This window comes from Rhodococcus sp. 27YEA15 (assembly GCF_049739425.1).
Lineage (GTDB): Bacteria > Actinomycetota > Actinomycetes > Mycobacteriales > Mycobacteriaceae > Rhodococcus_F.
The window spans coordinates 3,750,863-3,764,156 of record NZ_JBMHHW010000001.1 but is presented as its reverse complement, the minus strand read 5'-3'; the positions used below and the strand labels follow the sequence as shown (position 1 = coordinate 3,764,156).

The following is a 13,294-nucleotide window of genomic DNA, read 5'->3' as shown; positions in this document are numbered from 1 at the left end:
GGATACCGCACGGCTCTTGTCCGTGTCTTCGGCCAGGCGTACCGTCGAATCACAGCGAATTCCACGGTAGGAGCTAGCCATGAAGCTCAACCTCTTTGCATCCTGGGCATCTTTGTTCTCGGTCTTCGTGACCGCATTCTGTCTCGGCGCCTTCCTCGTTGCGGCCGGATCGGGCCATGCCGGCTGGGCCCTGATCGCGGCTCTCGCCGGAGTCGGAGTGCTCGGGCTCGCGATCAGCCTCTACATCGGAACCGTCCGCCACGCCCACCGGATGCACCAGGAAGGGCCGCACTTGTTCTAGCCGGCCAACCGGCCGAGCGTGGTCGCGACCGACTCGACTTTCGCATCCCGATATCCGGTCCCGGCCCACAGGTGCACCCGCTCGCAATCACCCGCTGCAACAGCGGCTTTGCGGATCGGGCTGGTGAGATGGTGAATGGCCGGATATCCGTCAGGTGCCTGCGCCTCGTACCGAGTGATGAAGTCGTTCTCGAGTCCTCGCGCCGGCCTACCGGTGAAGACCCGGGTGATGACGGTGCGCTCACGGGCTGGGTCGGCGAGCGCGGCTTTGTGAGGTTCGGATGCGCCGCTTTCCTCGGTGCGAAGTAGCACGGTGCCGACCACTGCCGCACTTGCCCCGGCTGCCACTGCCGCCGCCACAGCGGCTGGTGTGGACAGACCCCCTGCCGCCAGGAGCGGTAGATCAGTGTGCCGGCGTACCTGCCCGAGCAGCTCCGTGATCGGTATGGCCCGCGGGATACGTTGTGGTGTAAGGGTTCCCGAGTGACCACCGGCCGCCGAGGCCTGTACGACGAGAAGATCGGCTCCGGCATCTGTCGCCAGAACCGCTTCGTCGCCCGACGTCACCGTCAGCACGACCAGTGAGCCGGCCTTGCGCAGTGCCGCGATGACGGTGGAATCGGGAATACCGAAGGTGAAACTGACTACCGGAACAGGATCTGCCAGCAGCAGGTCGATCTTTTCTCGGAAGTAGTCCTCGTCCTCGACCGGATCGCCGTCGGGTAGTGCGATTGCGTAACGCTGCGCCTCGGGACGGATCGCATCGGCGTACGCACGGAACGCGACCGCGTCGATCGGCACCGGATTGGGCGCGAAAACGTTGACCCCGAAGGTAACTCCTTCACCTCTGACGGCGTTGATCTGATCGGCGACGGCATCGGGGGTCTTGTATCCGGCAGCGACGAAACCGAGCGATCCGGCCCGTGCGGCAGCAACTGCCATGGCGGGCGTCGACGCGCCGCCCGCCATCGGGGCCGCGATGACGGGGATGGTGAGGTCCAGTCCTGGAATACTCATACAAACTTCTCCGATGTGTGTGGGGGGATCAGGTTTTCGTGCGTTACACCGATGTGGTGAGGGTAGCGCACACGCAGTGTCGCAGCGGCGAGTGCTGATGCGACGACGACGACGGCGCCGATCAGCAGAGCCTGGTGGTAGCCGTTGTGCAGTACCGGGGCCACGACCAGTGGACCGAGAATCTGTCCGATGCTGTATCCGGCGGTGAGCAGTGCGACGGCTCGCGGAAATTGCAGGTGCGCACCGATTCCCAGTGCCATCGAGGCGATACCCATGAAGGTGGCTCCGAAGAGGAACGCGGAGACCAGCGCCGGGCCGACACCACCGATCAGGGCAGGCAGTGCGATTCCGACCGCTTGGATGATCAAGGCGACCAGTAGGAGGTTGGGCCGCGCCCAGCGAAGGCACAGCCACGCCCACGCGGCGGAGGACGGGAGCGCCGCCAATCCGACCACTATCCAGGCGCTGCTACCGATCCAGCCGCCGGCACTCTGATCGATCGCGGCGACGAGGAACGTCCCGGCGATGATGTAGCCGATCCCTTCCAAGGTATAGCTGATCAGCGCGGCGGTGAACCACGGGTGGGTCCGGGGTCTGCCGGAGACCGACGCCTTCGATGCGGCTTTGCTCGGTGTCGGCTCCGGAAGCAATGGCCACGCGACGACGGTGCAGATCAGCGTCACCGCAGCGGCGCCCCACCACGCCGATTGCCAGTTGCCGATCGATCGCAGGACCAGCACGAGAACTCCGGAGAGAGCGATACCAGCTCCGACTCCACCGAATGCCCACCCGGACAGGTGCGCGGCGGGTGTTGTCAGGTGGGCGTGCAGGGAGCTGACCGCGATCATGAAGATCAGAGCGCTGGTGAGTCCGGCGACGAGCCTGAGAACCAACCAGACCGTCCCGTCGTGTGTCAACGGCATGAGCGCCAGTGTCGCCACCAGGACCAGCAGCGAACTGCGCAGTGCCACGGTGGAGCGTACGACGGTCGGTACGAAGATCCCGACGAGTGCTCCGAGTAGATATCCGATGTAGTTGGCAGTCGCCAACGTGGCACCCAGCGAGTCGGACAGACCCGCCTGCTGGTGCATCAACGGCAGGATCGGGGTGTACACGAACCGGCCGATACCCATACCCGCCGCCAATGCCGCCCCAGCCTCAAAGGTGTGGACACGCGGCGAGAACGACTGCTCAGCAGTCTTCGAAGCGATTACCGAAGCCATGCAGTGATCATCTGCCGGTGCTCACCGATATGCCACGACCACTTTGCTCTCGTCTGATAGGCGCAGGCTCTCACCGCACGTAGCATGGATACTCGTGGAATTGCGTCAGCTGAAGTACTTTCTGGTGGTGGCCGAGGAACTGCACTTCGGGCGGGCCGCCACCCGGCTGTTGATCGCCGGACCCTCTCTCTCGCAACAGATCATGGCACTCGAACGCGATCTTCGAGTGCAGTTGTTCGATCGGGACCGTCGATCGGTGGCACTCACCCCGGCCGGTGCTGCGCTGCTTCCGCACGTCCGGGCATTGCTCGAGCGCGCCGACGACCTGCGACACCTGGCCGAGCGCCTCTCGGGAGCCGAGCCGATCCGAATCGGCTACGTGAACTGGATTCCACCGGATCTGAGCACGCGGGCGTCCGGGATCGCGCAGCTGCACGTCGACGCCTGGGTGGCGCCCTCACACGCACAGGCATCACGGGTCGGGGACGGCAGCCTCGATCTGGCCGTGTGTTGGGTACAGAATTCCGACCTCGCCCGCCACGGTTTGCAAGCCCGATTACTCGGGGCGGACGAACTTTACGCCGTGTCGACCGGCTCGGACACCGCACCGGTATCCGTCCGGGACGTCACGCTACTCGTCGACGACGATCAGGCGTCCTGGTCGTCGTGGAACGACTACGCGCTGCACTTGGCTCACGAGACCGGCGCGCCGGTGCTGGCCATCGACGACGGTGGCGTCACCGGTTCCGCGTTCTTCGACCACGTCCGGTCGATCGGCCGGCCGGTCCTGAATTGCCCCAAAGGGCAGACGACACCCCTGCCACCAGACCTCGTGCGGCGCCCGGTGGTCGATCCCACGGTGTTCTGGACCTGGTCGTTGGTGTGGCGTAGTGACGAAACCCGTCCGTTCGTACTGGCCGCCGTCGACGCGATCACCAGGGATGTCGGTGATCTCGGTCTGCGTGAGCCGAGAGTGTGGCTCCCCGCCGACGACCCGTACCGGTAGTCGCACGATCGGAGGAATCAGATCAGCTCGGCAGCGTCGAAGCCCGCTTCGATTCGTCGTCGCACACCGGTGAGGTAGCGGGCGGCGTCGGAGCCGTCGACGATGCGGTGGTCGTAGGAGAGTGAGAGGTATGCCATCGAGCGCACCTCGATCTGCAATGCCCCACTCTCGTCGCGAGTGGGCACGACTCGTTCGACGACGGCGCCGAGTCCGAGGATGGCGGACTGCGGTTGGTTGATGATCGGGGTGTCGAAGAGTGCGCCGCGGCTGCCGGTGTTGGTGATGGTGAACGTGCCGCCGGACAGATCGTCGGGTCGGATGGTGCCGGTGCGAACGCTGTCCGCCATGACCGAGACGGACTGGGCCAGTTGCGGAATCCGAAGGCTGTCGGCGTCGCGGATGACGGGCACCATCAGCCCCTTGTCGCTGTCGACGGCCATACCCAGATGCACCGCACCGTGATAGGTCACCTCGGTGCAGTCGGCGTCGAGAGACGCGTTGACCACCGGGTGCTCCCGCAGGGCTTCCACGGCGGCGGCGACGAAGAACGGCAGGAAGGACAGTTTCACCCCGGTGCGGCGGTGGAAGGATTCCTTCTCGGCGGTCCGTAGCCGGGCGAGAGCAGTGACGTCCACCTCCACTACGGTGGTCAATTGCGCCGAGGTGTGCAGAGATTCGAGCATGCGACGGGCGATGGTCCGGCGGATGCGCGGCAGTTTCTCCACCCGGTCGATGCGAGCATCCACCGGGTCCGGCTCCACCACGGGAGCCGGAACCGATGTGCTCGCGACCGCCGCGACAGATTCGGCCCCGATCACCGCAAGGTGTCCGCCCACCTCGACCACCGAGTCTTCCTCCGCCAGAACCTCGGTGAGGACACCGTTTGTGGGGGAGGGGATTTCGGTGTCGACTTTGTCGGTGGCGACTTCGAGGAGGGGTTCCCCGGCTTCGACCTGGTCGCCGGGGGCTTTGAGCCAGCGGGAAATGGTTGCCTCGGTGATGTTCTCGCCGAGAGAGGGGAGGAGGACTGTCGTTGCGGTGATCTGAGCGGTGGTCATGGGGTGGTGTCTTTTCTCGGTCAGTCGACGAGGTCGAGGGAGGCTCGGACGATGCTGTCGGTGTCGATCCCGTGGTAGCGGTACACGTCGTCGAGAGATCCGACCTGGCCGAACGTGCTGACGCCGAGGGCTGCGCCGCGAACATTGTTGATGCCGGTCAGGAATGCGAGAGTGTGCGGATGCCCGTCGAGGACGGTGACCATCGGTGCCGCCCGGTCGGCGGGGAAGACCTGATCGAGAATCCACGACTGGCCCTCGGCCAGTCCACGCCGCGCTTGCAGGGCTTCGAAGAGCAGACCGGGACTGGTCACGCACACGACGTCGGCCTGGATCCCTTGATCGGCGAGACGATCAGCGGCGGCGAGGGTTTCGGTGATCATCGCACCGACACCGACGAGGGTGACGACGGGTTCGGCCACGCGTCGCAGCATGTACGCGCCGGCGACGACTTGGCGGCGCCGACGTTCACGGGCCGCAGGATCGGTGGGTACCCCGGCGAGAGCTTGATCGACGGGACGGGTGGACAGGCGCAGGTAGGAGGAGCTACCGCCTGGGCGGCCGAGGCGGTTGATGCTGTCGAGGATGGTCCATTCGGTGTCGATCGCGAAGGCGGGTTCGAAGCTGATGCAGCCGGGCTGCTCGAGGCCGATGGACGGGGTTTTGATCGACTGGTGTGCGCCGCCTTCCGCAGCGAGGGTGACGCCGGAGGGGGTGCCGACGAGGATGGATTGTCCACCGGCGTAGATGCCGTAGGACCAGGGTTCGAGGGCACGTTCGACGAAGGGGTCGTACATGACGCCGATGGGGAACAGAGGTTGGCCCCACCGACTCCAGGTGGCACCGAGTTCGCCCATCAACCCGACGAGGTTGGTTTCGGCGATGCCGAGTTCCATGTGTTGTCCGGTGGGTTTTTCGCGCCAGTGCATGATGGTTTCGGCGTCGTCGTCGAACCAGTTGTGACGTTCGTTCGGTGACCAGACACCGACTTTGTTGAGCCAGCCGGCGAGATTGGTGGTGGAGCTGACGTCGGGGCTGACGGTGACGACGCGTTTCGCGGCGTCGGGGGCGGCGCGGGAGAGGTCGAGCAGGGCGCGTCCCAGTGCGGCTTGGGTGGTGGAGGTGCCGGTGGGGGTGCGCCCGAAATCGGCCGGCGCAGCAGGCGGTGCGAGTAGATCGACATCGTCGCGGACCAGACGGTCCGCCGCTGAGCGGCACAGGCGGTCGGCCTGGCTGTCACGGTCGAATCGTGCCCACGGATCGGCCGGGTCGAGTCCGAGTTCGGCGGCGAGTTGTTCGTACTGCTCGACGGTCAGCAGGGAGGAGTGGTTTTGCGGGTGGCCCTGGGTGGGTAGTCCACGACCCTTGACCGTATACGCGATGATCACGGTGGGGCGGGTGTCGTCGATCTGTGCGTACGCCGCGCGCAGTGCGTCGAGATCGTGGCCGCCGAGGTTGCGGATCGCCGCCAACACGGTCGCGTCGTCGAGTTCACCGATCAGCGCGGAGATCGCGGCAGCGTCGGGGCCGATACCGGGCAGGCGGGTCCGGACTTGTTCGGCGTCGCAGCGCAGCAGACGCTGGAACTCCGGGTTGGGCATGTCCAGGATCCGTGCGCGCAACGCCTGACCACCCTCGCGGGTGAACAAGGATTCGAGCAGGGTACCGAACTTGACGGTGATGACCTGCCAGCCGGCGGCACCGAACATCGCTTCGAGTCGACCGGCGGCGATGTTGGGTACCACTCGGTCCAGGGACTGGCGGTTCAGGTCCACGATCCACACGATTTCGCCGAGTTCGGCCACCGAGGTGTCGAGGATCGCCTCCCAGACCGCGCCTTCGTCGAGCTCGGCGTCCCCGACCAGTGAGTACTGGCGGCCGGTGCCCGCGCCGCCGAACACGGTGTCGACGTAGCGGCGGGCGATGGACCCCCAGATCGGTGCCGTCGCGCCGATACCGACCGAGCCGGTCGAGTAGTCCACCGGATCAGGATCTTTGGACCGGCTCGGGTACGACTGCAGACCGCCGAACTCGCGCAGCGTCGTCAGATACTTTTCGTCCAATTCGCCGAGCAGGTAGTTGATGCCGTGCAGGATCGGGGATGCGTGGGGTTTGACCGACACCCGATCGCCCGGCTGCAACTGTTCGAACCACAACGACGTCATGATCGTCGCGATCGAGGCACACGAGGCCTGATGCCCGCCGACCTTGAGTCCGCTCGGATTCGGCCGAACCCGGTTGGCGTGATGGATCATCGACGTCGACAACCACAACACCCGCTCCTCGATCTCGCGGAGCGGATCGCGCTGATCGATGAGTGACTGCGGATGGGAGAGTGCGGCATTCATGGCTCGTCCTTGGGTCGAAGCTGTGGAAACGGGGCCGACCTGTGCTCGCGTTGATGCGCGGCGATCGATCGGTGGGGTACTGGCGGCGCGGCATCTTCGAGATCCGGGCATGCCTCGAGCTGTTCTCCTGTTCGGAACTCCGGAGAAAGTCGAACACAAACAAACGCCTTCGAGCAAGCGAGCACCTCGTAAGTCATCACCGTGCCCAATGTGCAGCGCTGCCGACCGTCCAGGGTTGGCAGCCTGCACCCTGTGAAGGACGTGGTATCGAGGTGTCGATGTTCGATGCCTGGCGGCGAAAACAGAGTCGGACGTCGGACATCGACGACCGAGGTGCTCAGAAGTGTTGCGATGATACATTTTTCGCTCACGGACGAAGAAAGTGACTTTTATTTGGATAATCGTCCAAACCGCTCTCGGCACGGTTGACTGCTGCGGGATGTCCGAACAACCCCGGAAGCCCGCCCGTGTGCAGGAAGACCGTCCTTCTACCCGGCTGGATCTCCCCGTCCGCGACGGCGGCAATCAGACCGGCCATGGCGCGTCCGGTGTAGATCGGATCGAGTACGACGCCGTGGGTTCGCGCGGTCAGGGACATCGCCGAGGCGACGGGTTCGGTGAGGTCGCCGTACCCACTGCCCACCAGATCGAGGCGGGCGCGCAGGCGATCTGGAGAAATCCGGTCAGGCCCCAGTCCGCTAGCGAGCTCTGCAACGGCGGTGAGTGGGTCTGTCATTGCACCCGTGTCGATTCCGATCACCGCGCCCGGTCCCATCGAGGCAACGAGGCCTGCCATCGTTGCACCGGAACCCAGAGCCACGACGACGTTGTCGATCTCGGACAGCTGATCGCGCAGTTCGAGGCCGCAGCTCACGTAACCGCGGGCACCGGTCACACTCGAGCCGCCGAACGGGATGACCGCCGAGCGGTGTCCATGCCGGTCGAGGTCGGTGGCGATCATCTCGGCGGACACGGCCAGTTCCGCATCTCCCACCCAGGCGACCCGAGCGCCGAGGAGACCGTCGAGAGCCAGATTTCCGGACGCCGACGTGCCGGGGGATCCGGGGAAGACCAAGACGACGTCGAGTCCGAGTCGGGCACCGGCGGCAGCGGTGAGTCTGGCATGATTGCTCTGCGGTGATCCGGTCGTGATCAGGGTGTCGGCGCCGGCCGCGAGGGCGGCTCCGACGGTCCACTCCAGTTTGCGAATCTTGTTGCCGCCACCGGCCAGTGAGGTCAGATCGTCACGTTTGATCCACAGATCTTCCGGGTTCAAACCGAGTGCCCGGGCGAGCCGAGGTGCCGGTTCGACCGGCGTCGGCCAGGTAGCAAGAAGGGTGCGTGTACCGGGACGGTTCATCGTCGGCCCTCGGTTGCGTCGGACAGCGCCTTCTGCGGGTCGGTGGCGGAGGAAGCCGATCGAGGTTTGAAAGCTGTTGTGCGGCCTACTGCGAGCAGTAGCGCGGCACCGAGCAGCATCGATGCCGCGATGGTGATCATGCTGGAATCGAAGCTGCCGCTCGATTCTCGGAGCGCACCGGTGACGGTGGGAGCGAAGAATCCTGCGGTGTTCGACATCGCGCCGATCAACCCGATACCGCCGGCAGCAGCAGCCCCACCGAGGAATACCTTCGGAATCTGCCAGAGGATGGGAAGTGCGCAGAGTGCTGATGCTACCGCGATGCTGAGACCGACGAGTTCGAGTTGCGGTGAGGTGGCATAGAGCGCGGTGAGGATTCCGACGGCGCCGACAGTGAGGGCCACCATCGAGTGTTTGACTCGTTCGCCGGTCCGATCGGAATTCACACCGACAAGCCACATGGCCACGGCGGCAACCGCGAACGGGATCGCCGTCATGAATCCCGTTTGTACAGATGTCAATTCGGTACCGAATGATGCCTCGAAGTCGTTGACAACCTGCGGCATGAAGAAGCTGAACGCGTAGATTCCGAACACGGTGCTGAACAGGATCAGGCCCATGAGGTAGATGCGATAGTCGCGTAAAGCCTTGCGCAACTGTGTGGTTCCGTGTGCTTGCGCCTCGTCGGACTCGCGAGCGAGGGCGCCTTCGAGTGCGGACAGCTCCCCAGGAGTGAGCCACTTGGCCTCGTGCGGCTTGTTGGGGAGCAGGAACAACACGGCGATACCGATGAGCATCGCAGGCAGGCCCTGGACGAAGAACATGAAACGCCACCCGGAGAGGCCGAAGAGTCCGTCGGTGGCCGAGATGATCCACGAGGACAGCGGGGCGCCGATCACGATCGACAGTGGCAGTGCCAGATAGAATTGCGCAGTCAACCGGCCGCGATACTCGGCCGGAAACCAGTACGTGAGGTAGAGAATGACGCCGGGCAACAGACCGGCCTCGGAGATGCCGAGCAGGATGCGCATCACGTAGAAGCTGGTTTCGCCTTGAACAGCGGACATCGCCGCCGCCAATGCGCCCCAACTGATCATGATCCGGGCAATCCACAGCCGAGCCCCGACCTTGTGCATCATCAGATTGCTCGGAAACTCGAACAGGCAGTAGCCGATGAAGAACAAGCCGGCGCCGAGACCGAACGCGGCCGCGGTCAGGCCGAGGTCGCTCTTCATGCCATCGGCGGCGAACCCGACGTTGACACGATCGAGATAGTTCAACGCGTAGATCAAACAGAGAAACGGGATGAGCCGTCGGCTCGTCTTGCGGACGGCGGACGCGAGTGCGGTGTCCGGCGAAGTCTGCTTCATGGTGACTCCAGAGTCAGGGTGTCAGTCGTGATGAACGAAGTTTCGGGGCGTCAGTTGCTGTGGTGGAAGCGGCCGTAGACGGGCTGCCCGGGCATGGCATCGGGTTGGACGGCGCCGTCGCGGACGACGAACTCGCCGCCGACCAGTACGTGGTCCATGCCGGTGGACGGCCGGGTGGTTGCGGTGTACGTGGATCGGTCGGTGATGGTGTCGAGGTCGAAGATCGCGAGGTCGGCGTCGGCGCCGGATTGGATTCGCCCTTTGCGGCGCATGGCTGGGGCGGCGCGCTGAAGTATCTGCGCGGGCAGCAGTGCGCATCGTCGAACGGCCTCGCTCAACGTCAAGGTATTCGATTCGCGCACGAGCCAGCGGAACGTCCTGGCATAGCATCCGGCTCCACGCGGATGTGAGTGTGCGGACTCGGGCAACGGCCATTCGTCGGTGACAAATGTGCCACTGGCGGACATGGGAGGCATTGCATCCGAGGCGATCACGGTGTCAGGGCCGGACAGCGAGGTGAGAAGTAGTCTGCGGTCGATCGAATTCTCTTCGTCGAGGATGTCGATGATCACCAGTGCGCCGGGATCTGCCGCGCGCAGAGCGGTGAGTTCGGTGTTGTCGGTCATCCGGCGGCCGGTAGCGACGTGCACGATCGACCGGGCGGTGATACCCAACTGCGGCAGAGCTTTCGGGGCCAGGAACGGCGCGCCCACCGCTGTGCACCCGGAACCGTACGGGTACGCCTCGGTGGAGATGCGGGCTCCTCGAGCTATCGCGTCCGCCAACATCGCGCCGGTGGTGTCGGCCATCCGGTGCGTGGTGCTGTTGAGATGACAGAAATGCATGTGGGCACCGGTATTGGCTGCAGCCGAGATTATCTCGGCGGTTGCCTCGACGGCCGAGGTCGGCGAGACCGTGGACATCCACCGGGCGTGTGTGAACGTGGGCATGTCGAGATCAGCGGCCAGACGTGCCAGTTCGGTGTACTCGGCAGGGTCGGTACCGGGGGCGTATCCCAACGCGATGCCGAGTCCGAGCGCGCCGTCGGTGAACTCTTTCTCCAGTTCCCCGAGCACGGTCTGCACATCCGCGCAGCCGCGACGTTCGCGCCAGTTGGGTAAGCCGGCGTGCGAGAGGAACGCCCGCAACGGGACGGGATCCGCACCGGAGAAGCCGTCGAATACCCGCGCGCGAGTGGTCGTCCACGACGCGGCGAAACCCACGTTCACCGGTCGGCCGTCGAGTTCTGCTGCTCGATACGCCGCACGGACAGGTGCAGCGCCGATCTCGAGTTCGAGGGCCGTCGTCACCCCGTCGAGCGCTTGAAGTCTCAGGCCCGCTACGGTTTGCGCGTGGCTGTGCAGATCGACGAATCCCGGCGCGACCACCCGCCCGGTCGCGTCGATCTCGACCCGGCCGCGCAGAACGGTGTCGCTGACCGCCTCGATACGTCGACCGCGGATACCGATCGTGCGCACTGCGTCCAGTCCGGTCTCGGGGTCCACGACACGTCCGCCCGAGATCACCACGTCGTAGTCGACAGGTATGGGCGTCGCGGGTGCGTCGGCGGAGAGGTTTCGAAGAGGCTCGGCGCAGGTCATGATGGAAAAGGCCTTTCTGATCCGGGGGTGAATACAGAATGAACCCGGGGTACTTTCGACCTGAGAGATTGCACGAAATTGTTCGTGGAGAGGTGTTCGGTGAACGAAAAAGACATTCGACCGCGAAGCGAGCTCACCGAGAGCGATATTCAACTGATCGACGCCATGCAGTCCAATCCGCGGGCGTCCTGGGCGCAGTTGGGTAAGGCACTTGCCGTCTCGCCGGTGACGGCGATGCGGCGTTGGCAGCGACTCGAAGATGCCGGTGAGGCGTGGGTGAGCGTCGCGTTCGGTCCACGCCAGCAGTCGCACATAGTGTTCGCATTCATCGAGGTGATGTGTGATCCCGGTGCGGTTCTGGATTCGGCGTCCGAACTGGGGCGAATGTCGCACGTCATCACGATCGTCGCCACCTCCGGGGACTTCGATCTGTTCGCGATAGTGTTCGCCGAGGATCTGGACGCCATGTCGACGTTGCTGCTCGAGGACATCCCGGCGGTGCCGGGGGTACGTCGGCTACGCAGCAATGTCGGAACGCAATGGTACGGCGGGACCCGGTGGCGTCTCGACGCGATCAATGCCGAACAGGCGCAACAACTCCGTGAGACCGGCGTGGACAACGAGCCGGGAGAGATCCGCCCGCTCGACGTCCGAGACCGAGCACTGTTCGCGGCGTTGAGCCGCGACGGGCGGATGGCGTACACGGACCTGGCCCGCGAACTCGACCAACCCGTCATCACCGTCAAGAGGCGGCTGAACCGCCTCCAACGTGCCGGTGACGTGATCTTCCGCTGCGATCTCGCGCGCAGCATGGTCGGACTGCACGCCATGGCAATCGTGTGGCTGTCGGTGCCCGACGTCGACATCGACGAGGTGGCAAGAACCCTCTCCAGTTGGCCGGAATGCCGCCTGTGTGCGTCGGTGGTGGGTAGGCAGAACATCATCTTCGCGGCCGGACTGAATTCGATCCCACACCTCACGCGCGTCATCTCGCGAATGCAGAAGATGTTCCCCACGACGGTGGTGGGAGAGCGCTCGGTGGGGATCCGGCCGGTCAAGATCTACGGCCGGATCCTCGACGCCGAGGGGCGATGCGCGCACACGATACCCATCGATCTGTGGCCGCAGACGTGATCAGCTCTCGGCTAGACGCGCTTTCTCGGCTTCGACGTCGAAATCTGCTTTCGGCCAATCCAGTTCGAGCTTCTCGAGCGCGTCGATCAGCAGTTCTGTGACGGCAATTCGGCTGTACCACTTACGATCACACGGCACCACATACCACGGTGCGTGCTCGGTGGAGGTCTTGTCGATCATGGCCGAATAGGCTTGCTGGTAGGCGGGCCACAATTTGCGTTCGGTGACGTCGCCCGGGTTGTACTTCCAGAACTTGTCGGGTCGATCGAGGCGCTCTTCGAGTCGTTCCTTCTGCTCGTCGAGGGAGAGGAACATCGCGACCTTGACGATGGTGGTGCCGCCGGCGACCAGCTTCTCCTCGAAGTCGTTGATCTCGTCGTAGCGTGCGCCCCACACGTCCGGCGGAACCAGATCGTGAACACGGACGACGAGGACATCCTCGTAGTGAGAGCGGTCGAACACGCCGAGATAGCCGCCGCGTGGAAGCTCCTTCTCGATCCGCCACAGGTAGTGGTGCTTCTTCTCTTCCTCGGTCGGCACCCCGAATGCGGCGTGTTTGACGCCGGACGGATCCACGTGACCGATCACGTGCCGGACCATTCCGCCCTTCCCCGCGGTGTCCATGCCCTGGAGGACGAGTAGAACGGAACGCTTGTCACCCGATCGCCCGTTGGCGTACAACAGTTCTTGCAGATCGGAGAGCACCTGACCGCGTTCGCCCAACAGGCGTTCGCCGTCGGACTTGTTGCCGGTGAATCCCGGTGTGCCCTTGCGGTCGAAGTTGTCGAGATCGAATCCGGGATCGGCGCGCAGCACGTCCACGGCCGATGATTTCCACAGCGAGTTGTCGGATGCCATGACGGAAACTGTGCCACACCGT

Annotated in this window: 11 protein-coding genes; 3 read left to right on the top strand and 8 right to left on the bottom strand. The window is 64.6% G+C overall.

Annotated features, from left to right (window positions below; translation table 11 throughout):
- Nucleotides 1-79: 79 nt before the first annotated feature.
- Entirely contained in the window at nucleotides 80-301 is a 222-nt protein-coding gene (locus ABH922_RS17525; RefSeq protein WP_424808118.1) for a hypothetical protein, read from the top strand.
- Here ABH922_RS17525 and ABH922_RS17520 read toward each other — a convergent pair.
- Nucleotides 298-1,317: a nitronate monooxygenase gene (locus ABH922_RS17520; RefSeq protein ID WP_424808117.1), complete on the bottom strand. Its 1,020-nt coding sequence runs from the start codon at nucleotides 1,315-1,317 to the stop codon at nucleotides 298-300. The genes ABH922_RS17525 and ABH922_RS17520 overlap by 4 nt on opposite strands.
- On the bottom strand, nucleotides 1,314-2,540 hold the full coding sequence (locus ABH922_RS17515; protein WP_424808116.1) for a YbfB/YjiJ family MFS transporter: 1,227 nt from the start codon (nucleotides 2,538-2,540) through the stop codon (nucleotides 1,314-1,316). Before ABH922_RS17515 ends, ABH922_RS17520 begins: the two co-directional genes overlap by 4 nt.
- Before the next feature lie 94 nt (nucleotides 2,541-2,634).
- Here ABH922_RS17515 and ABH922_RS17510 point away from each other — a divergent pair, with 94 nt between their 5' ends.
- Nucleotides 2,635-3,546 carry a LysR family transcriptional regulator gene (locus ABH922_RS17510; protein WP_424808115.1) on the top strand — a complete coding sequence of 304 codons (912 nt, stop codon included), beginning with the start codon at nucleotides 2,635-2,637 and terminating at the stop codon, nucleotides 3,544-3,546.
- Between the two features lie 17 nt (nucleotides 3,547-3,563).
- Here the strand turns inward: ABH922_RS17510 and ABH922_RS17505 are convergent, their stop codons facing one another.
- The 5 genes from ABH922_RS17505 to ABH922_RS17485 form a co-directional block, all read right to left on the bottom strand.
- A complete protein-coding gene (locus tag ABH922_RS17505) occupies nucleotides 3,564-4,604 on the bottom strand; it encodes a 2-oxo acid dehydrogenase subunit E2 (RefSeq protein WP_424808114.1) in 1,041 nt (346 codons plus the stop codon).
- Between the two features lie 20 nt (nucleotides 4,605-4,624).
- A complete protein-coding gene (locus ABH922_RS17500; RefSeq protein ID WP_424808113.1) occupies nucleotides 4,625-6,949 on the bottom strand; it encodes a transketolase-like TK C-terminal-containing protein in 2,325 nt (774 codons plus the stop codon).
- A 367-nt stretch (nucleotides 6,950-7,316) separates the two neighbouring features.
- Nucleotides 7,317-8,309, bottom strand: coding sequence for a D-cysteine desulfhydrase family protein (locus ABH922_RS17495; RefSeq protein ID WP_424808112.1), 993 nt, complete (start codon nucleotides 8,307-8,309; stop codon nucleotides 7,317-7,319).
- Nucleotides 8,306-9,679, bottom strand: coding sequence for an MFS transporter (locus ABH922_RS17490; RefSeq protein WP_424808111.1), 1,374 nt, complete (start codon nucleotides 9,677-9,679; stop codon nucleotides 8,306-8,308). Before ABH922_RS17490 ends, ABH922_RS17495 begins: the two co-directional genes overlap by 4 nt.
- 50 nt (nucleotides 9,680-9,729) lie before the next feature.
- Nucleotides 9,730-11,280, bottom strand: coding sequence for an amidohydrolase family protein (locus ABH922_RS17485; RefSeq protein WP_424808110.1), 1,551 nt, complete (start codon nucleotides 11,278-11,280; stop codon nucleotides 9,730-9,732).
- A 99-nt stretch (nucleotides 11,281-11,379) separates the two neighbouring features.
- Here ABH922_RS17485 and ABH922_RS17480 point away from each other — a divergent pair, with 99 nt between their 5' ends.
- Nucleotides 11,380-12,414, top strand: a complete 1,035-nt coding sequence (locus tag ABH922_RS17480) for an Lrp/AsnC family transcriptional regulator (protein ID WP_424808109.1) — start codon at nucleotides 11,380-11,382, stop codon at nucleotides 12,412-12,414.
- Here ABH922_RS17480 and ABH922_RS17475 read toward each other — a convergent pair whose 3' ends face one another.
- Nucleotides 12,415-13,272: a polyphosphate kinase 2 family protein gene (locus ABH922_RS17475; RefSeq protein ID WP_424808108.1), complete on the bottom strand. Its 858-nt coding sequence runs from the start codon at nucleotides 13,270-13,272 to the stop codon at nucleotides 12,415-12,417.
- Nucleotides 13,273-13,294: the final 22 nt, after the last annotated feature.

What these genes read in the sequence shown, in the direction of transcription:
- ABH922_RS17520 (WP_424808117.1), bottom strand. Translation starts at nt 1,317, where the DNA reads ATGAGTATTCCAGGACTGGACCTCACCATCCCCGTCATCGCGGCCCCG.
- ABH922_RS17475 (WP_424808108.1), bottom strand. Translation starts at nt 13,272, where the DNA reads ATGGCATCCGACAACTCGCTGTGGAAATCATCGGCCGTGGACGTGCTG.
- ABH922_RS17485 (WP_424808110.1), bottom strand. Translation starts at nt 11,280, where the DNA reads ATGACCTGCGCCGAGCCTCTTCGAAACCTCTCCGCCGACGCACCCGCG.
- ABH922_RS17495 (WP_424808112.1), bottom strand. Translation starts at nt 8,309, where the DNA reads ATGAACCGTCCCGGTACACGCACCCTTCTTGCTACCTGGCCGACGCCG.
- ABH922_RS17505 (WP_424808114.1), bottom strand. Translation starts at nt 4,604, where the DNA reads ATGACCACCGCTCAGATCACCGCAACGACAGTCCTCCTCCCCTCTCTC.
- ABH922_RS17525 (WP_424808118.1), top strand. Translation starts at nt 80, where the DNA reads ATGAAGCTCAACCTCTTTGCATCCTGGGCATCTTTGTTCTCGGTCTTC.
- ABH922_RS17490 (WP_424808111.1), bottom strand. Translation starts at nt 9,679, where the DNA reads ATGAAGCAGACTTCGCCGGACACCGCACTCGCGTCCGCCGTCCGCAAG.
- ABH922_RS17500 (WP_424808113.1), bottom strand. Translation starts at nt 6,949, where the DNA reads ATGAATGCCGCACTCTCCCATCCGCAGTCACTCATCGATCAGCGCGAT.
- ABH922_RS17515 (WP_424808116.1), bottom strand. Translation starts at nt 2,540, where the DNA reads ATGGCTTCGGTAATCGCTTCGAAGACTGCTGAGCAGTCGTTCTCGCCG.